Origin of the sequence: Blattabacterium cuenoti (assembly GCF_014251715.1) — a bacterium.
Lineage (GTDB): Bacteria > Bacteroidota > Bacteroidia > Flavobacteriales > Blattabacteriaceae > Blattabacterium > Blattabacterium cuenoti_M.
Genome location: NZ_CP059198.1, coordinates 517,359 through 543,293, shown reverse-complemented (window position 1 = coordinate 543,293; position 25,935 = coordinate 517,359). Strand labels below are relative to the sequence as shown.

The 25,935-nt window shown below is 24.4% G+C and carries 24 protein-coding genes and 1 tRNA gene; 11 read left to right on the top strand and 14 right to left on the bottom strand.

What is annotated here, in order from left to right; genetic code table 11:
* Window positions 1-61: 61 nt before the first annotated feature.
* Window positions 62-1,900 carry an ABC transporter ATP-binding protein gene (locus H0H59_RS02680; RefSeq protein ID WP_185862434.1) on the top strand — a complete coding sequence of 613 codons (1,839 nt, stop codon included), beginning with the start codon at window positions 62-64 and terminating at the stop codon, window positions 1,898-1,900.
* Between the two features lie 2 nt (window positions 1,901-1,902).
* Window positions 1,903-2,601, top strand: coding sequence for a TerC family protein (locus tag H0H59_RS02675; RefSeq protein WP_185862080.1), 699 nt, complete (start codon window positions 1,903-1,905; stop codon window positions 2,599-2,601).
* On the opposite strand, the gene H0H59_RS02670 is transcribed toward H0H59_RS02675, so the two are convergent.
* The 5 genes from H0H59_RS02670 to folP form a co-directional block, all read right to left on the bottom strand.
* Window positions 2,598-3,758: a dihydrolipoamide acetyltransferase family protein gene (locus H0H59_RS02670; protein ID WP_185862079.1), complete on the bottom strand. Its 1,161-nt coding sequence runs from the start codon at window positions 3,756-3,758 to the stop codon at window positions 2,598-2,600. The two genes, H0H59_RS02675 and H0H59_RS02670, sit on opposite strands and share 4 nt — an antisense overlap.
* 19 nt (window positions 3,759-3,777) lie before the next feature.
* Window positions 3,778-4,782 carry a pyruvate dehydrogenase (acetyl-transferring) E1 component subunit alpha gene (pdhA, locus tag H0H59_RS02665; protein ID WP_185862078.1) on the bottom strand — a complete coding sequence of 335 codons (1,005 nt, stop codon included), beginning with the start codon at window positions 4,780-4,782 and terminating at the stop codon, window positions 3,778-3,780.
* A 66-nt stretch (window positions 4,783-4,848) separates the two neighbouring features.
* The gene (locus H0H59_RS02660) at window positions 4,849-6,153 is read right to left on the bottom strand and encodes a UDP-N-acetylmuramoyl-tripeptide--D-alanyl-D-alanine ligase (RefSeq protein ID WP_185862077.1); all 1,305 of its coding nucleotides are present in this window, start codon (window positions 6,151-6,153) and stop codon (window positions 4,849-4,851) included.
* A gap of 2 nt (window positions 6,154-6,155) precedes the next feature.
* Window positions 6,156-6,941 carry a diadenylate cyclase gene (locus H0H59_RS02655; protein ID WP_185862076.1) on the bottom strand — a complete coding sequence of 262 codons (786 nt, stop codon included), beginning with the start codon at window positions 6,939-6,941 and terminating at the stop codon, window positions 6,156-6,158.
* A 21-nt stretch (window positions 6,942-6,962) separates the two neighbouring features.
* Window positions 6,963-7,796 carry a dihydropteroate synthase gene (gene folP / locus H0H59_RS02650; RefSeq protein ID WP_185862075.1) on the bottom strand — a complete coding sequence of 278 codons (834 nt, stop codon included), beginning with the start codon at window positions 7,794-7,796 and terminating at the stop codon, window positions 6,963-6,965.
* 41 nt (window positions 7,797-7,837) lie between these two features.
* Here folP and H0H59_RS02645 point away from each other — a divergent pair, with 41 nt between their 5' ends.
* The 3 genes from H0H59_RS02645 to H0H59_RS02635 all read left to right on the top strand — a co-directional run bounded on the left by H0H59_RS02645 (window position 7,838) and on the right by H0H59_RS02635 (window position 9,213).
* A complete protein-coding gene (locus tag H0H59_RS02645; protein ID WP_185862074.1) occupies window positions 7,838-8,329 on the top strand; it encodes a nucleotide modification associated domain-containing protein in 492 nt (163 codons plus the stop codon).
* 40 nt (window positions 8,330-8,369) lie between these two features.
* On the top strand, window positions 8,370-9,116 hold the full coding sequence (gene tpiA, locus H0H59_RS02640; protein WP_185862073.1) for a triose-phosphate isomerase: 747 nt from the start codon (window positions 8,370-8,372) through the stop codon (window positions 9,114-9,116).
* 23 nt (window positions 9,117-9,139) lie between these two features.
* Window positions 9,140-9,213, top strand: a tRNA-Arg gene (locus H0H59_RS02635).
* A gap of 6 nt (window positions 9,214-9,219) precedes the next feature.
* Here the strand turns inward: H0H59_RS02635 and H0H59_RS02630 are convergent.
* The 5 genes from H0H59_RS02630 to ubiE are packed head-to-tail and all read right to left on the bottom strand — an operon-like array spanning window position 9,220 to window position 14,877.
* The gene (locus H0H59_RS02630) at window positions 9,220-10,083 is read right to left on the bottom strand and encodes a sigma-70 family RNA polymerase sigma factor (RefSeq protein WP_185862072.1); all 864 of its coding nucleotides are present in this window, start codon (window positions 10,081-10,083) and stop codon (window positions 9,220-9,222) included.
* 9 nt (window positions 10,084-10,092) lie between these two features.
* Complete coding sequence (locus tag H0H59_RS02625; RefSeq protein WP_185862071.1) at window positions 10,093-12,240, bottom strand: polyribonucleotide nucleotidyltransferase; 2,148 nt, start codon at window positions 12,238-12,240, stop codon at window positions 10,093-10,095.
* Window positions 12,241-12,265: 25 nt separating this feature from the next.
* Complete coding sequence (gene rpsO / locus H0H59_RS02620) at window positions 12,266-12,532, bottom strand: 30S ribosomal protein S15 (RefSeq protein WP_185862070.1); 267 nt, start codon at window positions 12,530-12,532, stop codon at window positions 12,266-12,268.
* A gap of 24 nt (window positions 12,533-12,556) precedes the next feature.
* Window positions 12,557-14,080 (bottom strand): GH3 auxin-responsive promoter family protein, encoded by a 1,524-nt coding sequence (locus H0H59_RS02615; protein WP_185862069.1) that lies wholly within the window; start codon window positions 14,078-14,080, stop codon window positions 12,557-12,559.
* A gap of 59 nt (window positions 14,081-14,139) precedes the next feature.
* On the bottom strand, window positions 14,140-14,877 hold the full coding sequence (gene ubiE, locus H0H59_RS02610) for a bifunctional demethylmenaquinone methyltransferase/2-methoxy-6-polyprenyl-1,4-benzoquinol methylase UbiE (protein WP_185862068.1): 738 nt from the start codon (window positions 14,875-14,877) through the stop codon (window positions 14,140-14,142).
* Window positions 14,878-14,972: 95 nt separating this feature from the next.
* On the opposite strand from ubiE, the gene H0H59_RS02605 reads away from it, so the two are divergent.
* Genes H0H59_RS02605 through H0H59_RS02580 form a run of 6 tightly spaced genes read left to right on the top strand, consistent with a single transcriptional unit; the run spans window position 14,973 to window position 21,741 of the window.
* Window positions 14,973-16,106: a 3-oxoacyl-ACP synthase III family protein gene (locus tag H0H59_RS02605; RefSeq protein WP_185862067.1), complete on the top strand. Its 1,134-nt coding sequence runs from the start codon at window positions 14,973-14,975 to the stop codon at window positions 16,104-16,106.
* The gene (locus H0H59_RS02600; protein ID WP_185862066.1) at window positions 16,075-16,329 is read left to right on the top strand and encodes a type B 50S ribosomal protein L31; all 255 of its coding nucleotides are present in this window, start codon (window positions 16,075-16,077) and stop codon (window positions 16,327-16,329) included. The genes H0H59_RS02605 and H0H59_RS02600 overlap by 32 nt, the downstream gene beginning before the upstream one ends.
* A 15-nt stretch (window positions 16,330-16,344) precedes the next feature.
* Window positions 16,345-17,538 (top strand): putative sugar nucleotidyl transferase, encoded by a 1,194-nt coding sequence (locus H0H59_RS02595; RefSeq protein ID WP_185862065.1) that lies wholly within the window; start codon window positions 16,345-16,347, stop codon window positions 17,536-17,538.
* A 43-nt stretch (window positions 17,539-17,581) separates the two neighbouring features.
* Window positions 17,582-19,882 (top strand): 5-methyltetrahydropteroyltriglutamate--homocysteine S-methyltransferase, encoded by a 2,301-nt coding sequence (gene metE, locus H0H59_RS02590; protein WP_185862064.1) that lies wholly within the window; start codon window positions 17,582-17,584, stop codon window positions 19,880-19,882.
* Between the two features lie 39 nt (window positions 19,883-19,921).
* A complete protein-coding gene (locus H0H59_RS02585) occupies window positions 19,922-20,371 on the top strand; it encodes a SufE family protein (RefSeq protein ID WP_185862063.1) in 450 nt (149 codons plus the stop codon).
* An 11-nt stretch (window positions 20,372-20,382) separates the two neighbouring features.
* The gene (locus H0H59_RS02580; RefSeq protein ID WP_185862062.1) at window positions 20,383-21,741 is read left to right on the top strand and encodes an aldehyde dehydrogenase family protein; all 1,359 of its coding nucleotides are present in this window, start codon (window positions 20,383-20,385) and stop codon (window positions 21,739-21,741) included.
* Here H0H59_RS02580 and rpoN read toward each other — a convergent pair.
* The 4 genes from rpoN to pyrH are packed head-to-tail and all read right to left on the bottom strand — an operon-like array spanning window position 21,736 to window position 25,882.
* Window positions 21,736-23,184 (bottom strand): RNA polymerase factor sigma-54, encoded by a 1,449-nt coding sequence (gene rpoN / locus H0H59_RS02575; protein ID WP_185862061.1) that lies wholly within the window; start codon window positions 23,182-23,184, stop codon window positions 21,736-21,738. The two genes, H0H59_RS02580 and rpoN, sit on opposite strands and share 6 nt — an antisense overlap.
* Before the next feature lie 8 nt (window positions 23,185-23,192).
* On the bottom strand, window positions 23,193-24,602 hold the full coding sequence (asnS, locus tag H0H59_RS02570) for an asparagine--tRNA ligase (RefSeq protein ID WP_185862060.1): 1,410 nt from the start codon (window positions 24,600-24,602) through the stop codon (window positions 23,193-23,195).
* A 4-nt stretch (window positions 24,603-24,606) separates the two neighbouring features.
* On the bottom strand, window positions 24,607-25,161 hold the full coding sequence (gene frr, locus H0H59_RS02565; RefSeq protein ID WP_185862059.1) for a ribosome recycling factor: 555 nt from the start codon (window positions 25,159-25,161) through the stop codon (window positions 24,607-24,609).
* Window positions 25,162-25,165: 4 nt separating this feature from the next.
* Window positions 25,166-25,882, bottom strand: a complete 717-nt coding sequence (pyrH, locus tag H0H59_RS02560) for a UMP kinase (protein WP_185862058.1) — start codon at window positions 25,880-25,882, stop codon at window positions 25,166-25,168.
* Window positions 25,883-25,935 lie beyond the last annotated feature (53 nt).

The window sequence follows — 25,935 nt, the reverse complement described above, 5'->3', positions numbered from 1 at the left end:
TAATAAATATGAAATTATGAAATTTAGATTAAAAAATTTTATAACTACCTTTGTTTATTCAATGAATGCACTTAAAAAAATTTTTTCTTATTCAAAACCCTATAAATATTATTACATCATAAATATATCATGTAATTTTTTATATTCTTTATTTTCAGTTATATCTATCTTATCTATATCACCTGTATTAAGCATTTTGCTGGAAGTTCCTGATAAAAAAAATGAAACAATATTCTTTAATTCTTTTAATGGTTATTTTAATTTTATTATAAAATATATTCACGATTATATAAAAATATTATCATATAAATATGGAAAAATAAACACTTTGGCCATATTTTGTATTTTTATTATTTTACTTTTTTTAATTCGAAATATTTTTAGATATTTAGCAGAATATTTTTTAATAGGAATAAGAACTTCTATTGTTAGAAATATTAGAAATGATTTTCATAGGAAAATATTGTCTTTACCCATAATTTTTTTTTCAAATAAAAAAAATGGAGATTTGATGTCTAGATTATCTAATGATGTTAATGAAATAGAAATATCTATCGTTAATTCTTTAGCAAATTTAATTAGTTCTCCCATAATGCTTTCTTTTTATTTATTGACTTTGTTTTTGATGAGTAATCAATTGACATTATTTGCTTTTTTATTACTTCCTTTGATGGGAACTTTAATATCTATTATAGGAAATAGTTTCAAAAAAGATGCCAGAGGAGCTAAAAATCAATTGGGAAAATTATTTTCTATTATAGAAGAAACCTTAAATTCTATTAAAACTATCAATATTTTTCATGCTGAAAATAAAATGCAAAAACGTTTTGAACAAGTATCTGAATATCAAAAGATACTTTCTTCTCGTGTAAGTAGAAAAAAAGAATTAGCATCTCCAATGAGTGAATTTTTAGTTTTTATTACTATGATTTTAATCATTTGGTATGGAGGAAAACTTTTTTTGGAAAAAAAAGGGATGGCTCCGGAAATACTTTTTCCTTTTATAGGTCTATTTTTTCAAATAATAAATCCAGCAAAAAATTTAGTAAATTCTATATCTAATATTCAAAAAGGTAGTGCATCTGCGGAACGTATTGTAGAAATATTGAATACTAAATGTTTTTCAAATGAAAAAATAAGATCAAAATCTATTTTTCGTTTTCAAAATAAAATTTTATTTCGTAATGTCTCTTTTACATACAACAATGTTGGATTAATTAAAAATTTGAATTTTTCTTTAGAAAAAGGTAAAACAATAGCTTTAGTAGGAAGATCTGGAAGTGGAAAATCTACTATTGCTAATTTATTAGCCAATTTTTATGATGTTAAATCTGGGGAAATAACTATTGATGGAATTAATCTTAAATATTTAAGAATTAAAGATTATAGAAAATTATTGGTAATGATTACCCAAGAACCGGTTCTTTTTCATGATTCAGTTTTTAACAATATAGCATTAGGATTAGGAATAGAAAAAAAAATATCTGCTAACTCTGTTATTAAAGCAGCTAAAATTGCAAATGCACATTATTTTATAAAAAGACTTCCAAAAGGGTACGATACTATTATTGGATACAATGGTAATAAATTATCTTTAGGACAAAAACAAAGAATAAGCATAGCTAGAGCTGTATTAAAAAATCCTCCAATCATGATTTTAGATGAAGCTACTTCCTCTTTAGATACGGAATCAGAGATAGAAGTTCAAAAAACGTTAAATCAAATGATAAAAAATAAAACATCTCTGGTGATCGCTCACCGATTATCTTCTACTATTATACAAAATGCAGATCATATTATTGTGTTAGAAAAAGGAAAAATTATAGAAGAAGGAAAACATAAAACTTTGATTTCAAAAAAAGGATCTTATAGTAATTTAATGGCTCTACAAAGCTTTTAAAAATGAATATCGTAAAATATATTACAGAAATAATTAATCATCCTTTTTTATCTATTGCTATTATAGGAAATCTTTTTTTTATAGAAAGTATTTTATCTATAGATAATGCAGCTATGTTAGCTTCTATGATTATGAATATAAGAAAAGAGGATAGGAAAAAAGCTATAAAATATGGAATAATTGGAGCTTATTTTTTCAGAGGATTATGTCTATTTTTTGCTTCTATATTAATTAAAATATGGTGGTTAAAACCATTAGGGGGATTATATTTAATTTTTGTAGGATTCAACCATTTTTTTAAAAAAAAGAGTTTTTTATCAAAAAATGTAAAAAAACAAGATTCTTTTTGGAAAGTAATTTTTTTGATAGAAATAATGGATTTAGCTTTTTCTATAGATAACATATTCGTTTCCGTTGCTCTATCAGAGAACTTTATATTAATTTTTCTAGGTGTATTTATAGGAATTTTAACAATGAGATTAATGGCAAAATTTTTTATTAAATTAATGGAAAAATTTCCAAAATTGAAAAATTATGCCTTTTTTATCATCATTGTTCTAGGAATAAAACTTGTTTTTTCTTCTTTTGAAAAGAAATCTAGTTTTTTTACATCCGAAGGAATATTTTCTTTGTTAATTATTTCTATATTTTTTGCCTTCCCTATTTTATTTTCATGGATAAAAAAAATCATAAAAAATTAAAATAAGATAGTAATAGGATCTTCTAACAATTTTCTAAGCGAATGAATATATAAACTTGCTATAGCTCCATCTATTATTCTATGATCACAAGATAAAGTAATTTTCATAATATTTCCTATTTCTATTTTAGAATTTTTTATAATTGGTCGTTCCATAATAGATCCTACAGATAAAATAGATGAATTAGGTGTATTAATAATAGAAGTAAAAGATTCTATTCCATACATTCCCAAATTAGAAACTGTAAAAGTACTATTTTCTATTTCTTCTGGTTGTATTTTTTTTGATTTTGAACGTAATACTTTATTTTTTATTTCTTTTGAAATTTGCAATAATGATTTTTTATCGGCATTTTTAATAACTGGTACTATTAATCCATCTTTAACCGCTACTGCAATTCCAATGTTAATGGATGAATGAAATAAAACTTCTTCTTCATTCCAAGATACATTCATATTAGAATTTTTTTTTAAAGATTGAGCTACGGATTTTATTATCAAATCATTAAATGATATTCTTTCTTCTAAAGAAAGTTTATCATTTAAATTTTTTCTTAATTCAATCAATTTATCCATACAAATTTCACTAAATAAATAATAATGTGGAGCTGTAAATTTAGAAAAAGTTAAATGTTTTGCTATTCTTTTTCTCATAGAAGAATGAGCATTTTTTTTATTTACAAAATCTTCTTTAAATTTTATTTTTTCATAAGATTCAATATCTTTTTTAATAATCCTTCCATATTCTCCGCTTCCTTTTATATTATGGATAGAAATTCCTTTACTTATAGCCATTTTTTTTGCTAAAGGTGAGATATAGATTCTATCTTTATTATCCTTATTTATTTCTTTTACTTCTTTATTAATTTTTTTTTGTTCTTGTTTTTTTGATTTCGAAATGATATGACTAATATCCTCCCCTTTTTCTCCTATAATCGCTAATATATCATTTACACGTGTTTTTTCCCCTTCTTTTACTCCAATAAAAAGTAAAATTCCATTAACATCAATTTCAAAATCTTGAGTTGCTTTATCCGTTTCTATTTCAGCTAAAATATCTCCTTCTGAAACTTCATCTCCTATTTTTTTATTCCATTTAATTACAGTGCCCTCTTCCATTGTATCACTCAATTGGGGCATCGATATTATTTCTGCCATTATTTATTTTTTTTTATTTTTACGAAGGTATAATTTTATCTAAAAAAGGATAATTTTTTTCGTTATAAACAACATTATACATTTCATCTAAAGAAGGATAATCAGATTTTTCTGCAAATTCTACACAGGATTCTACTTTTTTTTTAACTTTATTTTCTATAAAATTTAAATTTTCTAGAGTTTCCAATTTTTTATGTAAAATAATATTTTTTAATTTCAAAATAGGGTCCATTTTTTTATAAAAATGAACTTCTTCTTTACTGCGATAAGATTCTGCATCTGACATAGAATGTCCTCTATATCTATATGTTTTAATATCTAAAAAAGTGGCCCCTTCTCCTTTTCTAGCTTTTTCTATCGCTACATAAGCAACTTTTGCTATTTTTTCAGGATCCATGCCATCTACAGGAAAAGAAGGCATTCCATATGATGAACCTATTTTATATATTTCTTCTATATTAGTGCTTCTTCTTACAGATGTCCCCATAGCATACTTATTATTTTCACATATAAATACAACAGGAAGTTTCCATATCATAGCCATATTAAATGTTTCATGTAAGGATCCTTGTCTTACAGCTCCGTCTCCCATAATAGTTAAAGTTACTGCCCCTCTATTGAAATATTTATCAGCAAAAGCAATTCCAGCTCCTAATGGAATTTGTCCACCTACAATTCCATGCCCTCCATAAAAACGATATTTTTTACTAAAAATATGCATAGACCCTCCCATACCATGAGATGTTCCTGTTTTTTTACCTAAAAGTTCTGCCATAACTTTTTTTGGATCTACTCCCATAGAAATGGGTAAAATATGACATCTATAGGCAGTTATAATCTTATCTTTAGACATATCCATTGCATAAGTTAATCCAGCAGGAATAGCTTCTTGTCCATTGTATAAATGGAGAAATCCTCTAATTTTTTGTTTCAAATATAGGGAACGACATTTGTCCTCAAATTTTCTCCAAAAAGACATATCCTTAAACCACTTAAGATAGGTTTCCGTGGTAATTTCTTTCATAAGAAAAAATTTTATGAAGTTATCGTATACAAATTTAATCTTTAAGATTCAATCTACAAATAATAATTATATTAAATAAATAAGGTTCTCTAAAGAACCTTTTCTTGATCCTTTAATAAGAACATAATCAGTTTTTTGAATAGAATATTTTTCTACCCATTCAATAAAATTTTTTTTATTTAAAAATTTTTTTATTTTATGATTTATATGAGAATGAATATGAAAAAATATATTTCCAATGAAATATGCTATATTAATGTTGCTTTTTTCTATAAAGGAAATTATTTTTTCATGTTCATGATTAGAAAATAATCCTAATTCCAACATATCTCCCAATATAACCATTTTATTTCCTTTAACATTATCATTAAAAAAAGTAAGTGCTTCTATCATACTAGTAGGATTCGCATTATAGCAATCTATAATGATTTTTATATTTTTTTTTATCAAAATTTGAGAACGGTGATTATTGGGAATGTATTCTTCTATTGCTTTTTTTATATCTTCTAAAGAAACTTTAAAATAAATACCAATAGAAACAGAAACTGCTATATTATATAAATTATAATTACCTATTAATGATGAACTTATTTTTATATTTTTAAAATATAAAATAGATTTTAAATTATTTTTTTTCCATAAGTATTTAAATTTAACGTCTGATTTTTTTTCTTTTTTTTCTGAAAAAATATATCTTCGCATTCCCATGCTATTAGATAATTGAATCGAATCATCTCCATTAATAAATGCTATTTTTTTGTTTTTTTTTAAAAAATTATATAATTCTAATTTTCCACGAATAATCCCTTCTATACTTTTGAATCCCTCTAAATGTGCTTTTCCAAAATTAGTTATAGTTCCATAATCTGGATTAATAATAGAACACATTTTTTCTATTTCTTTTTCATGATTTGCTCCAATTTCCATAACTGATATTTGTGTATCCATAGGCATAGAAAGTATTGTTAATGGAATTCCTATATGATTATTAAAATTATTTTTAGTATAATGAACCTTTTGATACTTTTTAGAAAGTATAGCTGTAGTTAGTTCTTTAGTGGTAGTTTTTCCATTACTTCCTGTAATGGCAATAATAGGGATATGATGCAATTTATATCTATGATACATGGCTAATTTTTGTAAAAAAAATAATGTATTATCTACAAAAATAATTTTTTTACATAATGTAAATTTTTTATTATCCACTATAGCTAATATAGCGCCATTTGAAATAGCTTCATAGGCAAATTCATTTCCATCAAAATTCTTTCCTTTTAAAGCTATAAAAATAGATCCCTTTTTTACTTTTTTACTATTTATTTCTATTCCGGAAGAAATGGTGTATAGTTGATATATATTTTTAATATTCATAACTAAAGTAATTGTTCTTCAAGTTTCATTTTCAAGTTATTAATATTGTGAATTACAGTTCTTTTTTGATCTTTAATATAAGATATATAACCTGTTTCTTCAGAAATAACAATACAGATAGCATCTGTTTTTTCTGATAAACCAATAGCAGCTCTATGACGTAATCCTAGACGAGATGGAATTTCTTTATTATAAGATACAGGAAGAATTGCTCTTGTTTTTACTATTCTATCTTCTATAACTACAACGGCTCCATCATGTAAAGGACTGTTTTTATAAAAAATACTTTCTAGAATAGGAACGTTAACTTTAGCGTTCATCTCATCTCCATTTTGTATAAATTCTTTTAAATCTTGATGTAATTGAATCACTATTAAAATTCCTGTTTTATCTCCTGAAAAAATAGCACAAGCTTTTACTATGCTATCTATAGTTTCAGCTTTTATAGAAACTACTGATTTTCTGAAAATAAAAAAAATAAACTTTTTAAAAAAAAATCTACTTCCTACTATAAGAAGAAATTTTCTAATTTCTGGTTGAAATACAATAATTAAAGCCAAAAAACCTCCTTTGAAAAAAGCACTAATAACTATACTAAGAAGTTTCATTTCATAGATCTCTACTATTTTCCAGAAAATAAAAGTAGCAATGATTCCGTAAAAAATATTTAAAGCAGCGGTATTATAAACCAGTCTATATACCTGGGAAAAAATAATAGTTACTAAAAATATATCTAAAATATCAATGAAAGAAATTTTTAATAAGTATAAAAAAAATGCTTGATGCACAAAAAAATAAGTATTAGTGAATTAGAAAATTTTTCTATAATATTGTACTAATTTAATGCATTCTATAGCTTCTTTTACGTCATGTACACGTAATAATTTAGACCCATTCAAAAGTGCTATGGTATGAATGAGAGAAGTGGCATGTAGGGATTCTTTGGGAGAAACATTTAAAAGATCTTTTATTATAGATTTTCTAGAAATTCCCACTAAAATTAAATGATCTTTAAATCCTAATAAAGGTAAATGCTTTAATAATTGAAAATTTTGTTTCAATGTTTTTCCGAAACCAAATCCAGGATCCAAAATAATATCTTGAATTCCATATTTTTTTAAATAGTAAATTTTTTTAGAAAAAAAATTGTTTATTTCTGTAATGATATTTTTTCTATAAAATGGATTTTTTTGCATATTTTTAGGAATTCCTTTCATATGATTCAATATATATGGTATTTTAAGTCTTCCCAACAAAGAAAACATATTGTTATCCAATTCTCCTCCTGATATATCATTTATCATCACAACCCCTTCTTCTACAGCTAATTTTGCTACTTTACTACGAAAAGTGTCTATGGATATTCTAGTATTTGGAAAATTTTTTATAATGAAACGAATAGGTTTTATTACTCTTTTTATTTCTTCCTCTTCTGTAATTAATTTTGCACCTGGCCTTGTTGAACAACCTCCAATATCTATAAAATCAGATCCTTCATTTAATAAAGTTTCTACATGTTGTAATATATTAGATTCAGAATTAAATTTTCCTCCATCGTAAAAAGAATCAGGGGTTAAATTTATAATTCCCATAACTTTTGGTTCTTTAAAATGTAATAAGGAACCTGCACAATTAATTATCATTAAAAAACTATTTTTATAACATATAAATTAAATAAAATGAGATGAATCATACTTCTATTGATTTTTTTATTCAAAAATGTAGAAAATTATTTTTAATAAAATTAAAAGATTATGATATTTCATGGAAATTTTTGAAAATTTCCTCTATTATAGATCAAATTTTAATAAAAGTAGTTAGAATAAAAAATATTCAGTTTAAAGGATTTCAAAAAGTAAAAGAAGAAAAAATTACAGATACATATATAGATATTATAAATTATATAATAATAATATTAATTAAATTAGATGTTTTTTTTGTATTAAATTTTAACATTATATCACATGATGATGTTATTTTTATTTATAATAAAAAATTGGATAAAATAAAAAATTTAAATATAAATGAAAATTTTAAGTATAAATCCATTAATTATATTTTTGAAAAAATTTTATACTTGAAAAAAAATGAAAAAAAAATTTCATTAAAAAAATTAGAAAAATTTTGTTTTAAAATGTTAACTAAAACCATTTTTTTATTAAAAAAAAATTATTGATAAAAAAATTATATTTTAATATTTTTTTAAAAAAAATAAAATGAGAAAAAAGATCGTTATTGCAAATTGGAAAATGAATCATGATTTTTATGAAACAACTTCTTTTCTTAGGAGTTTTTTGAGAATTATTTTTGAAAAAAAAATAAATCATAATAAGGAAATAATTATTGCTCCTTCTTTTCCTTTTTTACATATTTCAAATCAAATTTTGCAAGGAACTATTTTACATGTTGCTGCTCAAAATATTCATTATATGGAAAAAGGTTCATATACAGGAGAAGTCTCAGTTTCTATGTTAAAATCTATAGGAATACAAAAAGTTATATTAGGACATAGCGAACGTAGAGAATTTTTTTATGAAAAAAATGATATTTTGCTAAAAAAAATAAAAATAGCATTAAAATATGGTTTTCATATTATTTTTTGTGTAGGAGAAACGGATATTGAAAGAAATAAAAATCAACAATTTAACGTAGTAAAAAATCAATTAAAAGAGACTGTTTTTCATTGTTCTTTAAATGATATTAGATCTTTTTATATTGCTTATGAACCCATTTGGGCTATTGGAACAGGAAAAACGGCTACCTTTGAACAAGTTCAAAAAATGCATCAATTTATTCGTTCTTTATTCTTAGAAAAATACGGGATAAATCTTTCTATTTTGTATGGAGGAAGTATAAATGAAAATAATGCAAAAGATTTTTTTTTACAAAAAGATATAGATGGAGGTCTTATAGGAAACTCTTCCCTTGAACTAGAAAAATTTATAAAAATTGTTCAATCCTAATCTGTATATTTGTACAATTAATAGGCCTCGTAGCTTAATTGGATAGAGCATCTGACTACGGATCAGAAGGGTATGGGTTCGAATCCCTTCGAGGTCGTGTTTATTATCCTAAATAAGGTTTAAGAATTTTGCTTCTAGAAGAATGTTTTAATCTTTTCAAAGCTATGCTTTCTATTTGTCTAACACGTTCTCTTGTTAAATCGCAAGATTGACCGACTTCTTCTAAAGTCATTGGTGGTGATCCATTTAGTCCAAAATGTAAAATAATGACACGACGTTCTCTTTCACTTAAAGTTTCTAAAATTCTTTTTATATCTTTACGTAGAGATTCTTTTTCTAAATGTTCATCTGGACGAGGAGATTCATTAGATCTAACTAAATCATACAAATTTGAATCTTCTCCTTCTATTAAAGGAGCATCCATAGAAACATGTCTACCTGAATTTTTTATAGATTCTTCTACATCTTTTTCATTCATATTTAGATACTCTGCTATTTCTCTTGCAGAAGGAGTTCTTTGTAATTCTTGCTCCAATAGGGCGAGAGTTTTTAATATTTTGTTAAGTAAAGCTAATTTATTTGTAGGTTGTCTTATAGAACGTGATTGTTCAGCTATTGCCTGTAAAATAGCTTGTCTTATCCACCAAACAACATAAGATATACATTTAAATCCTCTAGTTTCATCAAAACGTAATATTCCTTTTATCAATCCTAAATTTCCTTCATTAATTAAATCACATAAACTTAATCCTTGATTTTGATATTGTTTAGCTACAGAAACAACAAAACGTAAATTTGCATTTACAAGTTTATCTATAGCAGAAGCATCCCCTTCTCTTGCTCTACGAGCATATTCAACCTCCTCCTCTGGTGTTAATAATGGAATTTTACCTATTTCATGAAGATATTTATCTAACGATTCAGATTCACGGTTTGTTACTTGTTTAGTTATTTTTAGTTGTCTCATATTTTTTTTTTAATTTTCATTTTTTTTACCTGGACGAGGTAAAAGTACTTTTCTAGAAAGTTTCATTTTTTTATTTTTTTCATCCATACCCATGAATTTTACATCAATAATATCACCTATATCCAATTCTTCTTTTATGTTTTTTAATCTTTTCCATCCTATTTCTGAAATATGTAGCAATCCTTCTACTCCTTTAGATATTTCTACAAAAGCTCCAAAATCTTTTATAGATTTTACCTTTGCTTTATAAACTTTTCCTAATTCAGGAACAAAAGCTATTTGTTTAATTCTATCAATAGCTTTTTCTATTTTTTGATCATCTTTTCCTATAATTTCAATATAACCAAATTCCCCTTTTTCTTCAATTAAGATATTCGTATTTGTACACGATTGTATTTCTTGAATGACTTTTCCACCAGTTCCTATAACTGAACCAATAAAATCTTTTGGAATATTAAAAGTATATATTTTTGGAGTATTAGGTTTCATTTTTTTTCTGTATTTAGGTAATGTTTCTAGCATTTTTTTTAAAATAAAAATACGACCTTCTAAAGCTTGCATTAAAATTTCATTTAAAAGATCATATGTTAATCCTTGTATTTTTTTTACATCCATTTGACAAGCTGTAATTCCATATTTTGTTCCTGTTATTTTTAAATCTATATCTCCAAAATGATCTTCCTCTCCTATTATATCTGATATAATGATTTTTTGTTCATTTTCCATAAACAATCCCATAGCAATGCCAGAAACAGGATTTTTAATAGGAATGCCCGCATCCATTAAAGCTAAACTAGATGCGCAAACTGTAGCCATAGAAGAAGATCCATTAGATTCTAAAATATCCGATACTACACGAATCGTATATGGATTATTAGGTATAACATTTTTTAATGCACGTTGAGCTAAATTACCATGACCTACTTCACGTCTAGAGACCCCTCTTAAAAAACGAATTTCTCCTGTTGAAAAAGGGGGAAAATTGTAATGTAAATAAAATTTTTCCTGATTTTCCATAATAACATTATTAATTCTATTAGCATCTAAAGATGATCCTAATGTTACTGTGGTTAAAGATTGAGTTTCTCCTCTTGAAAATAAAGCAGAACCGTGTACTCCTGGTAAATAATCTACAATACTATATATTGAACGAATTTGTTTGTTTGTTCTTCCATCTAATCGAATTCCTTTTTTTAAAAGAAAACTCCTGGTTACTTTCTTTTTTATTTTTTCATAAAATTGATCAATAATAACTTCTTTTTTTTCAATTTCTTTTTCTGTTAAATAATTTTTTTTGAAATTGTTTAATATAATTTTTTCTTGAATAGATCTAGTTTTTTTATCTAAAAAATTACTATAAATTTTATCTATTTTTTCATATGAAAAGGAAAAAAGTTTTTTTTTAAAAGATTCATTCTCTTTTTCATTTATTGATTCTTTATCTTCATCGAAAAAATGATATTTTTTTGATAATGATAATTTATTGGATAAACGGATTTGAGCTTCTATTTGAGGTTTAATAGCTTCATGAGCCATCATGATAGATTCCAAAAATTCACTTTCTTTTATTTCCTTCATTTCTCCTTCTATCATAATAATAGAATTACTAGAAGCTCCTACGATCATATCAATATCTGCTTCTTTTAATTGATCTAAACTAGGATTAATAATAAATTTTCCTTTTAAACGAATAATACGTATTTCTGATATTGGCCCATGAAAAGGAACTCCTGCTACAGATAAAGCTGTTGATGCAGCTAATCCAGCTAATCCATCTGGTAAAACTGTTTGATCATATGATAATAAAGAAATCATAATTTGTATTTCTTTTTTAAACCATTCTGGAAATGTTGGTCTTATAACACGATCTACCAATCTCATTGTTAATATTTCTTCATTTGAAGGACGTCCTTCTCTTTTTATAAATCCCCCAGGAATTTTTCCACCAGCAGAATACTTTTCTCTATAATCTACTGTTAAAGGGAAAAAATTTGTTTCATTTTTTATTTCGTTGGAAATAACAACAGTAGCTAATAGCATTGTATCTTTTACACGGACTATGGCAGATCCATCTGCTTGTTTAGCTAATAAACCTGTTTCTAAAACGATAGTCCGACCATCTTTCATAGATATGGTTTCTTTTACTATATCTGTCATATATATATGGCATATATTAGTTTGATCATTTTCTTAATCCTAAATGTTTAATTATATTTTTATAACTATTTATATCACGTTTTTCTATATATCTTAATAATTTTTTTCTTCTTCCTACTAATTTTACCAAAGCTCTTTCCGTATTAAAATCTTTTTTATTATTTTTTAGATGATTGCTTAAATGATTAATACGATAAGTAAATAAAGCAACTTGTACTTTAGAAGATCCTGTATCATCAACAGATTTTCCATAATTTTTGAAGATTTCTTTTTTTTTTTCTGCAGATAACATAAACTATAAAGTTAAAAATATTTTTTATTTATTTTTTAGATTTTCCATATTAAGAATGGAATCTATATACTTTCTATCATTAGATAAACGAGGAATTTTGTTTTGTCCACCTAATTTTTTATGTTTTTTTAACCAATCATAAAATAAACCATTTCTAGCTACATATATAATAGGAGGACCTAAAACCATATTTTTATATCGTTTAATTTCATAATCTGAATTAAGGTATTTTAATTCATTATCTAAAATATCTCTAAAATTGCATAAATTTTTTGGATGTTTTTTAAATTCTATAATCCATTCATGAGCTCCAGAATTCTTTTTATTCATATAAACGGGTCCTGCCGTATATTCATGAATAATAGAATCTGTTTTTAAGCAAGTTATATTTAAAGCTTTTTCTGCATTTTCAATAATTAATTCTTCGCCAAAAGAATTAATATAATGTGTTGTTCTTCCTGAAATAGAAATTTTATATGGAGATAAACTTGTAAACTTAACTGTATCTCCAACTATATATCTCCATAGTCCAGCGTTAGTAGAAATAACTAGTGCATAATTTTTATTTAATTCTACCTTATCAAGGGATAAAATTTTTGGATTTATATTATCTATTTCTTCTACTGGAATAAATTCATAAAAAATTCCATGATTTAATAAAAGCAAAAGATCTTTAACATTTTTTTGATATTGAATAGCAAAAAAACCTTCTGAGGCACTATATACATCATAATAATTAATAGATTTTTCGAATAAATTATTATATTGATGAATATAAGAATTCAAACTTACTCCTCCATGAAATATTACTTCAATGTTTGGCCATATTTCATTAATTTTTTTTTTATCAAATTTTTTTAATAATCTATTTAAAAATATTAATAACCAAGAACAAACTCCCAATAAAATACGAACATCTTTCCCACATGTTTCTTTTATGAGAGTTTCCAATTTTTTTTCCCATTCACTCATCAAAGCTATTTTTTTTCTAGGAATACAAATATATTCAGCCCAAAAAGGCATATTTTTTATTAAAATAGAAGATAAATCACCATAAAATGTATTATAATTTTTATATAACTCGTGACTTCCTCCTAAACGAACAGCTTTTCCAAAAAATATTTTTGTTTTTGGATGATTATGTATATAAATAGATAACATATCTTTTCCTGCTTTATAATGGCATTCATTCATAGAAGATGGAGTAACAGGAATGTATTTACTTCTTGTATTTGTAGTACCAGAAGATTTAGCGAACCATTTCACTGATCCTGGCCACAATATATTTTTTTCTCCTTTTCTAATTCTTTTAATTACAGATTTTAAATTTGCATATTTACATAAAGGAATTCTTTCGGAAAATTGTTGATATTTTTTTATTTCATGAAATCTATATTTTTTTCCAAATTCAGTATTTTTTGCATACAAAATCAATTGACCAATCAATTTATTTTGTATTTCTATTGGGTAACGCATAAAAAATTCTATATTTTTAATTCTTTTTTTAAGAAAAGAAGGGGTAAAATATCCAGATAAATACTTTATCATCATGAAAAAATTTTAGTTAAAAATTTAGAATAGATGAATATGAAGAAAAAATAACTTTTTCAAGTATTTTTCTTTGAAAAGTAAATAGTAGCAATTTCAAAAGTCAATTTCTTTATGTATATTAAAGTAAGTTGATGATATTTTAATAGTTTATTCATTTTTTTTTCATAACAATAGGAAAAAGATTGAACAGATTCATTTAAATAATTGTAGGCAAAGTTATTTTTTGATAAAAAATTTCCTATTTTATTCATTATAAAATGAGAATAAAAATGATATATTTTTTTTATACAATAATTAGATGGGGTAGAAAATTCTAATATTACTAATATTCCTAAAGGTTTCAGTATTCTATATATTTCTCTAAGAGAAAGATGAATATATTGAAAATTTCTTATTCCAAAAGCAATAGTAACCATATCAAAAATTTCATTTTTAAATGGAATATTTTGAGAATATCCTTGAATTACTTTTACTCTTTTTTCAAAATTGTTATTTTTTATTTTTTTTTCTGCTATTTTTAGCATGTTTTTAGATGGATCCAATCCGATAATACGAGCATGATCAAATTTTTTTGCCAATAAAATAGCTAAATCTCCAGTTCCAGTAGCCAAATCAAGTATATTTTTAACTTTTTTTTTTTCACTAAACTTATCTAGTAAATGAATGACTTTTTTTCTCCAAAAAAAATCTATTCCAAAAGACAATATATGATTAATTAAATCATATTTACAAGAAATATGATCAAACATATTTTTTATTTTTTTTTCTCTTGAAGAAAGAGAATATTTATTCATAACATGATAATTTACTTCATAAATTATGAAGAAAAAATGGTTATTTTATTCTTTTAAAAAATTTTATTTTTTACTTTATTATTAATTTAATAAAAATGATTCGATCAATCATTACAGGGACTGGGCATTATTTACCAAATAAAATTATAAAAAGTGATCATTTTTTTAAACATAAATTTTACGATAAAAATGGAAAAATTTTAAAATCTAATGAAGAGATTATTGAAAAATTTCAAAAAATTACAGAAATAGAGGAAAGAAGATATATAAATAAAGATTTATTGAATTCTGATATTGCGACAATTGCAGCAAAAAGAGCTTTAATTAATTCTAAAATTAATAAAGAGAAAATAGATTATATTATATCAGCTCATAATTATGGAGATATTCATCCTGTTTCTTATCAATCTGATTTTATGCCTTCTATAGCTGCTAGAGTAAAAAATAAACTTCAAATAAAAAATAAAAAATGTAGGCCATATGATATGATTTTTGGTTGTCCAGGATGGATCGAAGGAATGATTCTTGCCGATCAATTATTACGATCTAAATATGCTAAGAATATATTAATTACCAGTTCCGAAACTTTATCAAAAGTAATAGATCCACACGATAGAAATGCTATGATTTTTTCGGATGGAGCAGGAGCTGCTGTTTTATCATCTATAGAATATTTAGAAAATGAAAAAAATGGAATTATACATTATGATACTCAATGTAATAATAATGATGAGTTACATTATTTAACTAATGGTCCTTCTTTAAATCCTAATTATAAAAAGTCTTTAGTTAATATTAAAATGAATGGAAGAAGGATTTATGAATATGCACTAACAGAAGTTCCAAATATGTTAAAAAATATACTTGATCACGCTGATTTGCATTTAAAAGATATAAAAAAAATTATCATTCATCAAGCTAATGCAAAAATGGATTATGCTATCTTAAAAAGATTATTGAAATTGTATAATTGGACATCTTTAAGTAAGGATTTTTATAAAAAAATCATGCCTATGACTATACAAAAATTTGGAAATTCTTCTGTAGCTACAGTTCCTACTTTATTAGATTTAATTATACAAGGTAGAATGCCTCCTCATGAAATAAAACCAGGAGATACCATATTAATGGCTTCTTTAGGAGCTGGAATGAATATAAATGGAATGATTTATCGTTTTCCAAAAAAAAAATATTGTTATGAAAAAAAAAATACATCCAGAAAATTATAGACCTGTTGTTTTTAAAGATATTAATAATGAAAAAATTTTTATTTGCAGATCTACAGTAAAAACAAAAGATTTTATTCAAATAGATGGATGCGATTATCCGTTATATAAAATGGAAATATCCAGTTATTCTCATCCATTTTTTACTGGAGAAAAAAGATTTTTAGGAAAAACTGGACCTGCAGAAAAGTTTAAGAAAAAGTATGAAAAATATAAAAAATTTTAATATAAATGTTTTAATATGAATTTCATATTATATGATGGAATAGAATGGAAAAATTTATTTCCTATAACGTTAACTAGACCTGTATCAGAAATTCGTTTGGGATTATTTACAATAAAAGAAAGGTGGGAAAAATATATTGGAGTAAAAGCAGTAGATATTATTACACAACCATTTCTTTCAAAAAAATATTCATTAGTCAAAAAAGAGTATTTCACAAATATTTTATTAATCAATTCTTCATTTCTTCCAAATGAAGAGTTAATAAAGATAATTCTTTCATTAAAAGAAAATGAGGCTATTTTTTTTAAAAAAAAAATTGTAGTTATAAAAAAAAGTTTTTTCTCTTATAAAGAAAATATTATCTCTTTAAAAGAAAAAAACTATAAAAAAATATATAATATTAAAAATATTGTACATATTCAACATACATGGGATATTTTTATAAATAATGAATCTGTATTAAAAAAAGATTTCATGTTTTTTACAAAAGGTAAAAAATCTTTTTCTTTATTGGGAAAAAATAATAATATTCTTTGCAAAGAAAAAATTTTTTTGGAGGAAGATATAATAGCAAATAATATAGTATTAAATGCTCAATTAGGACCAATATATATTGAAAAAGGAGTTGATATAATGGAAGGATCTGTAATAAGAGGACCAGTATCTATTGGAAAAAAAGCGACATTAAATATAGGTTCAAAAATATATGGAGGAACGAGTATTGGTTCTTTTTGTAAAGTAGGTGGAGAAATAATAAATTCCATAATTTTTTCCTATTCTAATAAAGCTCATGATGGCTTTTTAGGAAATGCTATTTTGGGGACTTGGTGTAATTTAGGTGCTGGGACTAACATTTCTAATTTAAGAAATGATTATCGAAAAATAACAGTTTGGAATTATGAAAAAAAAAACTTTATTCCTATAAATCTCCAATTTTTTGGACTTATAATGGGAGATCATTCAAAATCAGCAATAAATACTCAATTTAATACAGCAACAACAGTTGGGGTAAATACTAATATTTTTGGATATGGATTTCCACCTAGATATATTCCTTCTTTTTCTTTGGGAGGAATACAAAATAGTAAAAAAATTTCTTTTGATAGAGTTTGTGAAACTGCTAAAATAGTAATGAATAGAAGAAATGTTATTTTTTCTATAGTAGACAAAAAAATTTTAGAATATTTGTATCAATTATTAAATATATAGAAATTAGAATAGATTTAAATTAAAATAAAAAAAAATTTTTTTTATGCTGAAACATAATTTAGGTTATCCTCGCATAGGAATCCAACGAGAGTTAAAAAAAGCTTGTGAAGCTTATTGGTCAAACAAAATTGATTCAAATAATTTGTTTGAAGTAGGAAAAAAAATAAGAAAAGAAAATTGGAAAATGCAAGAGCGTGCGAACTTAGATTTGATTCCATGTAATGATTTCAGTTTTTATGATCATGTACTAGATATGTCCTTATTATTAGGGGTAATACCGGAATCTTATCTATCAATACCTATGAATAATATTGATTTATATTTTTCTATGGCAAGAGGATTTCAAAAAAATGGATGGGATATAAAAGCTATGGAAATGACTAAATGGTTTAATACTAATTATCATTATATAGTTCCAGAATTTAATAAAAATCAAAAATTTTCTATTTATTCAAATAAAATTTTTGATGAATTTGAAGAATCAAAAAGATTGTTGAATTTAATAAAAAAAATTAAACCTGTATTAATAGGACCTATATCTTATTTATTTCTAGGAAAAGAGAAAAACAAATATTTTCATAGAATGGATTTAATTGAAAACCTTGTTCCTGTTTATATACAAATCATCAATAAATTAAAAAATAAAGGAGTTCATTGGATTCAATTAGATGAACCTATTTTAGTTTTAGATATGTCTGATAAAGAAAAAGAAGCTTTTCAATATGCTTATAAAAAAATATCTAAATCTTGTTTAGGAATAAATATATTATTAGCTTCTTATTTTGATGGTATATCAGAAAATATCTCTCTTTTTAAAGATTTTTTTGTAAAAGCTTTACATATTGATTTGATCGAAGATTCAAATCAATTAAAAAAAATATTAAATTTTTTCAGAGAATCAAAAATGTTATTATCATTAGGAATTATTGATGGAAGAAATATATGGAAAAATAATTACAGTAATTCTATTAAAAAAATTGAAAAAACAATAGAAGTTATAGGAGAGAATCGTGTGATGATAGCTCCAAATTGTTCTCTTTTACATGTTCCGATAGATATAGAATCTGAACATTCTATTCATATTGATGTAAAAAATAGAATGTCTTTTGCTAAACAAAAAATTTATGAATTAAATGATTTAGAAAATATCATAAAAGGAAATAAAAATATTTTATCGAATAATTTTTTTTTATTAGAAAAAACAAAAAAATCCTCTATTATTCATAATCAAAAAGTAAAAGAAAGAGCTATACAAATAACAGATAAAGACATAAAAAGAGAAAATTCTTTTTCTATTCGTCAAAAAAAACAGAAAAAAAAATTTTGTCTTCCTATTTTTCCAACTACTACTATAGGATCTTTTCCTCAAACAAAAGAAATACGTAGTTTGAGAAATAAGTTTAGAAAAAAAGAATTAAGCAAAGAAGAATATTATAAAAAAATTAAATTTTTTATTGTAGATGTTATTAGAAAACAAGAAAAAATAGATTTAGACGTTCTTGTTCATGGAGAATTTGAAAGAACTGATATGGTAGAATATTTTTCATATAAACTAAAAGGAATACTATCTACTGAAAATGGTTGGGTTCAAAGTTATGGAAGCAGATGTGTGAAACCTCCTATTATTTATGGAGACGTTAGCCGTAATGGAAATATTACTGTTGATTGGATATCTTTTGCTCAATCGAAAACAAAAAAATTAATGAAAGGAATGGTAACTGGACCAGTTACTATTTTACAATGGTCTTTTGTTAGAGATGATCAACCTATTTATCATACTGCCTATCAAATAGCTTGGGCTATGAGAGAAGAAGTTTTATCTTTAGAAAAATCTGGAATTAAAATTATTCAAATAGATGAACCAGCGATTAGAGAAGGATTACCTTTAAAAAAAAAGGATTGGAAGTTTTATTTTAATTGGTCGATAAAAGCTTTTCGTCTTTCTTCAAGTGGAGTAAAAGATGAAACCCAAATACATACACATATGTGTTACAGTGAATTTAACGATATTTTTGAACATATTGCTGATCTAGATGCAGATGTTATTACTATGGAAACTTCTAGATCTAAAATGGAATTATTACAAGCTTTTTCAATATTTTCTTATCCAAATGAAATAGGTCCAGGAGTATATGACATTCATTCTCCAAGAATTCCTACTGTAGAAGAAATTTTTAATTTAATAAAAAAAGCTTCAAAAAAGTTGCCTATAAAAAATATTTGGGTTAATCCAGATTGTGGATTAAAAACTAGAAAATGGGAAGAAGTATTGGAATCTCTTAAAAATATGACAAAAGCAGCAAAAATGGCTAGAATAAAACTTATAAATAAGTCTTTTTCATAAAAGAATATATTTCTTCTATATTTGTGTAAAAATTTATAGATGACTTTACAGAAAAAAGAAGAAATAATAAAAAAAGAGTTTTATATATTGAATAATTGGGAAGAAAAATATGAATATTTAATAGATTTGGGAAATAAATTACCAAAAAAATCGGATAAATTTAGATCAAAAGATAAATTAATTAATGGTTGTCAATCTAGAGTTTGGTTAGAAGCTAAATTAAAAGGATTACGTGTTTTTTTTAACGCAGATAGTGATGCTTTATTACCTAGAGGAATGGCAGCCCTAATGATTCGTGTATATTCAGGACTTTTTCCTTTTGAAATTATTTATTCAAACGCCGATTTTATTTATGAAATAGGATTTCAAACATTCTTATCTCCTATTAGAGCTAATGGCATACTTTTATTTTTAAAAAAAATAAAATTTTATGCCATAGCTTTTAATGCTAAAATTTCTGTAGGGTTGAATGAAAAAAGTAAAATTTAAAAAAAAATGAAATGTTTCAAACCATTAATCCTGTTAACAATAATATTTTAAATACTTATTATTTTTTATCTGAAAAAGAGATTAATAATAAATTATCTGTAGCATTTCATGCATACAAAAAATGGAATAATTATTCATTTTATAATAAGGTTTTATGTTTAAAAAAATTATATTCTTGTATGCAAAAAACCATGGATATTATAGCATATTTGATTACTCAAGAAATGGGTAAACCTATATCTCAATCTCGTGCAGAAATAAATAAAAGTATCAATTTATGCAAGTATTATTGCGAATTAAAAGAATCCATTTTTTGTAAAAAAATATCTTCTGAATATCATAAATCTTATATTAAATTTGAATCTATAGGCGCTATATTAGGAATCATGCCTTGGAATTATCCGATTTGGCAAACTATAAGGTCTACTATTCCTAATTTATTGTTAGGAAATGTTCTTCTTATTAAACCAGCTATTAATACAGCAGGATGTTCTCTTATTTTGGAAAAAATATTTATAGAATCTGGTTTTCCTAAAGGAGTATTTCAAGTACTATTAATTGATGTCACAAAAATAGAATCCGTTATAGCTAATCCAGTAGTACAAGGAGTTTCCTTTACAGGAAGTTCTTTATCTGGAAGTATTATAGGGGCGTTAGCTGGTAAATATATTAAAAAATCTGTTTTAGAGTTAGGAGGAAATGATGCTTTTGTCGTTATGAAAGATGTTGAAAATATAAAAAATACAGCAATATTAGCTACGGAATCTAGATTAAATAATACAGGACAAACATGTATTTCAGCAAAAAGATTTATTGTAGATGAATCTATTGTAAATGATTTTATAGATTTAGTCATTCAAGAAATGAAGAAATATCATAAAGATGATTTATATAATGAATCAACTAAAATTGGTTATATTTCTCGTTCTGATTTATCTGAAAAATTATATCAACAATATAAGGATATTATATTAAATGGAGGTAAAATATGTTTAGAAACTAATAAAAATGGAAATTTTTTTTCTCCATCCTTATTAAGGATAGAAAATGATAATTTTATAGTAAAAAAAGAAGAAATATTTGGGCCAATAGGAATCATTTCTGTCTTTTCTAAAGAAGAAGATATTCCTGATATTGTAAACAATACATGTTACGGATTAGGAGTATCTATTTGGACAAAAAATTTAGAAAAAGCAGAAAAATTATCTAGAAAAATAGATACTGGAATGGTATTTATTAATGATATTGTTAAATCCGATCCTCGTTTTCCTTTTGGTGGAGTAAAAAAATCTGGATATGGTAGAGAACTATCTACTTTATCTCTCCAAGAATTTTCTAATTGTAAAACTATTATCATAAAAAAATTATAAATTTTTTCGCATTCTTGCAACAGGAATATGCATTTGATCTCTATATTTAGCAACAGTTCTTCTAGCTATTAAATAGCCTTTTTTTTCTAGTATTTTAGATAATTTTTCGTCTGTAAGAGGTTTTTTTTTATTTTCTTTAGCAATAGATTCTCCTAAAAGTTTTTTTATTTCTATAGAGGAAATTTCTTTTCCTTCTTTGTTAATCATTTTTTCAGAAAAAAAACTTTTAATCAAAAAAGTACCGTATGGTGTATTTACATATTTACTATTAGCTACACGTGAAACGGTAGAAATACCAACTCCAATTTTTTGTGAAATATTTTTTAAAATCATAGGTTTAATTTTAACTGGATCTCCAGTTAAAAAATATTCTTTTTGATAATTCATAATAGCATTCATCGTTAACATTAACGTATTTTGACGTTGTTTAATAGCATCTACAAACCATTTAGCTGAATCTATTTTTTGTTTTAAAAAAATAATAGTATTTTCATTTTTTTTTAAATTTTTTTCTTTTGAAGACTTATAAGATTTCAACATATCTAAATATAAAGATGAAACTTTTAATTCTGGAATATTTCTTTGATTTAAAGTAAGTTCTAAATTTTCGTCTAAGATACAAATAGTGAAATCTGGAATAATGTTATCTAAATTTTTAGTATTTTCAGAATAAATTTTTCCTGGTTTTGGATTTAATTTCTCTATTATAGAAATAGCCTTCCGTAAATTTTTTTTTGTTATTCCTAATTTTTTTTGTAGTTTATGATAATGTTTTTTTACAAAAGATTCAAAATTATATTGTATAATTTTTTTTGCTAAGAAAATTTCTTTATTAATTTTTTTTTTTTCTAATTGAATTAGAAGACATTCTTGTAAATTTCTAGATCCTACCCCTATAGGATCTAATTTTTGTATATAATTTAAAAGTAGTTTTTCAATTTTTTCTGTAGTGACAGATATTCCAAGTATTAAAAGAATATCATCTACTATAGATGTTATTTTTCTTCTTATATAACCATCATCATCGATATTCCCTAATATAAAATCTGCTATCAAAAAATCTTTTTTATTTAAACGAAAAGTATGTAATTGACTTTTTAGATTTTCTTGAAAAGAAATTCCAGAAATAATAGGAATATATTCACAAAAATTTTGATTTTGTACATTACTCTTAAAATCCTCCAATTCATCATCATTTAGATATTCATCTATTTCATCAATATCTATAGATTGATTTTGTTCTTCTGTTTCATCAAAATCATTTTCTGATATATTTTCTTCTAAATCAGAACAATTATCTTCTTCTAAAGCTGGATTTTCTTCCAATTCTTGTTTTACTCTTTGCTCAAAATCTAAAGTAGATAATTGAACTAATTTCATTAATTTTATTTGTTGTGGAGAAAGTTTATGTTGTCCTTTTTGTAATAACTGCTGTTTTAACATAATATGTTTTAAAATTCTGCATTATTTGGAGTTCTAGGATATGGAATAACATCTCGAATATTATTCATACCTGTGACAAATTGAACTAAACGATCAAAACCCAAACCAAATCCACTATGAGGAACAGAACCAAAACGACGTGTATCTAAATACCACCAAAGTTTATTTTTATCCGTATTTGTATCTTTTATGCGTTGTAATAATATTTCATAACGTTCTTCTCTTTGAGAACCTCCAATAACTTCTCCTATTTCTGGTAATAAAATATCCATAGCTTTTACAGTTTTTCCATCATTATTTATACGCATATAAAAAGCCTTAATACAAGAAGGATAATCAAATACAATTACAGGAATTTTAAAATATTTATTTACCAAATATTGTTCATGTTCCGATTGTAAATTCATTCCCCAAATAATTGAATGAAAAAATTTTATATTTTGTTTTTTTTCTTCTTTATCAAGAATTTTAATAACTTCTGTATAACTAATCCTTTTAAACGGAAATTTTAAAATAAGTTCTAATCTTTCAAAAAGGGAAAGTGAATTAGTTTCCTTTTTACTACATTTATATTTTTTAAAATTTTCATTTAAAAAGGATAAATCTTCCATACTTTTATCAAGAATATATTTTATAATATATTTTAAAAAATCTTCAGCTAAATTTATATTTTCTTCTAAATGATAAAAAGCAATTTCTGGTTCTATCATCCAAAATTCAGATAAATGTCGTGAAGTATTGGAATTTTCTGCACGAAATACAGGACCAAAGGTATATACTTTTCCTAATCCTAAAGCAGCAGTTTCTGCTTCTAATTGTCCAGATACACTTAAATAGGTTTTACGTTTAAAAAAATCTTTTGTATAATCTATTGAATTTTTTTTTAAATCCATAGTAGTAATCTGAAACATTTCTCCAGAACCTTCACAATTTGAAGTAGTAATAATTGGAGTATGAAGGTAAAAAAATCCATTTTCATGAAAATATTGATGTATACAAAAAGCTATATGATGACGAATTCGCATGACACAGCTAAAAATGCTTGTTCGAAAACGTAAGTGAGACTGTGATCGAAGTTTTTCCAAACTATGTTTTTTAGGTTGCAAAATAGATTTTTGAAGAAAATATGGATCGGAATATCCATATATAGTGATATTTAAAGATTGCAGTTCTATGTATTGTTTTTTTCCAATACTTTTTTTTATAATTCCTATAACTTTAATTGAAGTTCCAATTGTTATTTTTTTTTCTAATTTTTTGGATAAAATGATTTGTAAATTTTTAATTGTAGATCCATCATTTAAAGTAATGAAAATAGAATAACGAAAAGAACGAATCCATCCCTCAACCAATACTTTTTTATTTATAAAAAATTTTCCTCTATCTAATAATTCCTTAATTGAATATTTTTTTATCATTTTTTTATATTCTCAATATTTCTTTTTCTTTACAAAGAAAAAAATATTCTATTTTTTGAATATATTCACTCGTTATTTTTTGTATACGGTTTTCTCCTGATTTTAAAAAATCTTCAGATATTTTTAATTTTTTTATATGTTGATTATTTTTTTTTCTTACATTTCTTATGAGTATTTTTGCATGTTCTGTTTGTAATTTAATTTTTTTTACAAAATTTTTTCTTTCTTCTTCCGTAATTATGGGAATATGTATATGAATAGATTCTCCTTTATTAGTTGGCATGAAGCCAAGATTAGCATCTATAATAGCTTTATCTATATGTGAAATAAGAGAAGAATCCCAAGGATGAATAGTTATATTCATGTGATCTATTACGGTAATATTGGACACTTCTATAAGTGGGGAATAGGATCCATAACACTTTATTTGTATTTTTCCTAAAAAAGAAGCTATAGATTTACTACCTAATCGAACACGATGAATTTCTTCTTTTAGTTGTTTAAAAATTTTTTCCATATCTTTTTTACAAGAAAAAAAAATATCGTTATATTCATCCATAATTTTATTTTTTTTTGAAAACTAGAGTTCCTATTTTCTCTCCAGAAATGACTTTTTTGAAATTTCCTTTTCTATTAATATCAAAAATAATAATTGGCAAATCGTTTTCGTCTCCCAAAATAAAAGCAGTTTGATCCATAACTTTAATTCCCATTTTATATGCCATGTCAAAAGATATATTTTTAAGTTTTTTAGCATATTTATCTTTTTCTGGATCTGTTGTATAAATTCCATCCACTCTAGTTCCTTTTAATAAAACATCAGCTTTTATTTCTATAGCACGTAAAACAGCAGCAGTGTCTGTTGTAAAATAAGGATTTCCTAATCCGGCTACAAATATCACTACTCTTCCTTTTTCTAAATGGTGAATAGCTCTATCTTTCCCAAACGGTTCTGCTATTTGATCCATTTTAATAGCTGTTTGTATATAAGCGCATATTCCTATATTTTCTAAATACGATTGAAAAGCTATTCCATTTATTACGGTAGCCAACATTCCCATGTAATCTCCTTCTATACGATTTATGGTTTTTTCCTTTATTCTAGAAAATCCTCTAAATATATTTCCTCCTCCAATAACTATAGCAACTTGAGCGCCCATATCTACGACTTTTTTAACTTCTTCAGCATATTGTTGAAGACGAGTAGAATGAAGTCCAAATTCGTTGTTACCCATAAGAGCTTCTCCGCTTAATTTCAATAATGATCTTTTGTACTTCATGAAAAAGATATTTATTCAAAAATATATTTTTTAGCATTTTTTTATAAATCGAA

Excerpts from the sequence above, each read along its gene's own strand:
- H0H59_RS02680 (WP_185862434.1), top strand. The coding sequence starts at position 62 with ATGAATGCACTTAAAAAAATTTTTTCTTATTCAAAACCCTATAAATAT.
- H0H59_RS02675 (WP_185862080.1), top strand. The coding sequence starts at position 1,903 with ATGAATATCGTAAAATATATTACAGAAATAATTAATCATCCTTTTTTA.
- H0H59_RS02670 (WP_185862079.1), bottom strand. The coding sequence starts at position 3,758 with ATGGCAGAAATAATATCGATGCCCCAATTGAGTGATACAATGGAAGAG.
- pdhA (WP_185862078.1), bottom strand. The coding sequence starts at position 4,782 with ATGAAAGAAATTACCACGGAAACCTATCTTAAGTGGTTTAAGGATATG.
- H0H59_RS02660 (WP_185862077.1), bottom strand. The coding sequence starts at position 6,153 with ATGAATATTAAAAATATATATCAACTATACACCATTTCTTCCGGAATA.
- folP (WP_185862075.1), bottom strand. The coding sequence starts at position 7,796 with ATGATAATTAATTGTGCAGGTTCCTTATTACATTTTAAAGAACCAAAA.
- H0H59_RS02645 (WP_185862074.1), top strand. The coding sequence starts at position 7,838 with ATGAATCATACTTCTATTGATTTTTTTATTCAAAAATGTAGAAAATTA.
- tpiA (WP_185862073.1), top strand. The coding sequence starts at position 8,370 with ATGAGAAAAAAGATCGTTATTGCAAATTGGAAAATGAATCATGATTTT.
- H0H59_RS02630 (WP_185862072.1), bottom strand. The coding sequence starts at position 10,083 with ATGAGACAACTAAAAATAACTAAACAAGTAACAAACCGTGAATCTGAA.
- H0H59_RS02625 (WP_185862071.1), bottom strand. The coding sequence starts at position 12,240 with ATGACAGATATAGTAAAAGAAACCATATCTATGAAAGATGGTCGGACT.
- rpsO (WP_185862070.1), bottom strand. The coding sequence starts at position 12,532 with ATGTTATCTGCAGAAAAAAAAAAAGAAATCTTCAAAAATTATGGAAAA.
- H0H59_RS02615 (WP_185862069.1), bottom strand. The coding sequence starts at position 14,080 with ATGATAAAGTATTTATCTGGATATTTTACCCCTTCTTTTCTTAAAAAA.
- ubiE (WP_185862068.1), bottom strand. The coding sequence starts at position 14,877 with ATGAATAAATATTCTCTTTCTTCAAGAGAAAAAAAAATAAAAAATATG.
- H0H59_RS02605 (WP_185862067.1), top strand. The coding sequence starts at position 14,973 with ATGATTCGATCAATCATTACAGGGACTGGGCATTATTTACCAAATAAA.
- H0H59_RS02600 (WP_185862066.1), top strand. The coding sequence starts at position 16,075 with ATGAAAAAAAAAATACATCCAGAAAATTATAGACCTGTTGTTTTTAAA.
- H0H59_RS02595 (WP_185862065.1), top strand. The coding sequence starts at position 16,345 with ATGAATTTCATATTATATGATGGAATAGAATGGAAAAATTTATTTCCT.
- metE (WP_185862064.1), top strand. The coding sequence starts at position 17,582 with ATGCTGAAACATAATTTAGGTTATCCTCGCATAGGAATCCAACGAGAG.
- H0H59_RS02585 (WP_185862063.1), top strand. The coding sequence starts at position 19,922 with ATGACTTTACAGAAAAAAGAAGAAATAATAAAAAAAGAGTTTTATATA.
- H0H59_RS02580 (WP_185862062.1), top strand. The coding sequence starts at position 20,383 with ATGTTTCAAACCATTAATCCTGTTAACAATAATATTTTAAATACTTAT.
- rpoN (WP_185862061.1), bottom strand. The coding sequence starts at position 23,184 with ATGTTAAAACAGCAGTTATTACAAAAAGGACAACATAAACTTTCTCCA.
- asnS (WP_185862060.1), bottom strand. The coding sequence starts at position 24,602 with ATGATAAAAAAATATTCAATTAAGGAATTATTAGATAGAGGAAAATTT.
- frr (WP_185862059.1), bottom strand. The coding sequence starts at position 25,161 with ATGGATGAATATAACGATATTTTTTTTTCTTGTAAAAAAGATATGGAA.
- pyrH (WP_185862058.1), bottom strand. The coding sequence starts at position 25,882 with ATGAAGTACAAAAGATCATTATTGAAATTAAGCGGAGAAGCTCTTATG.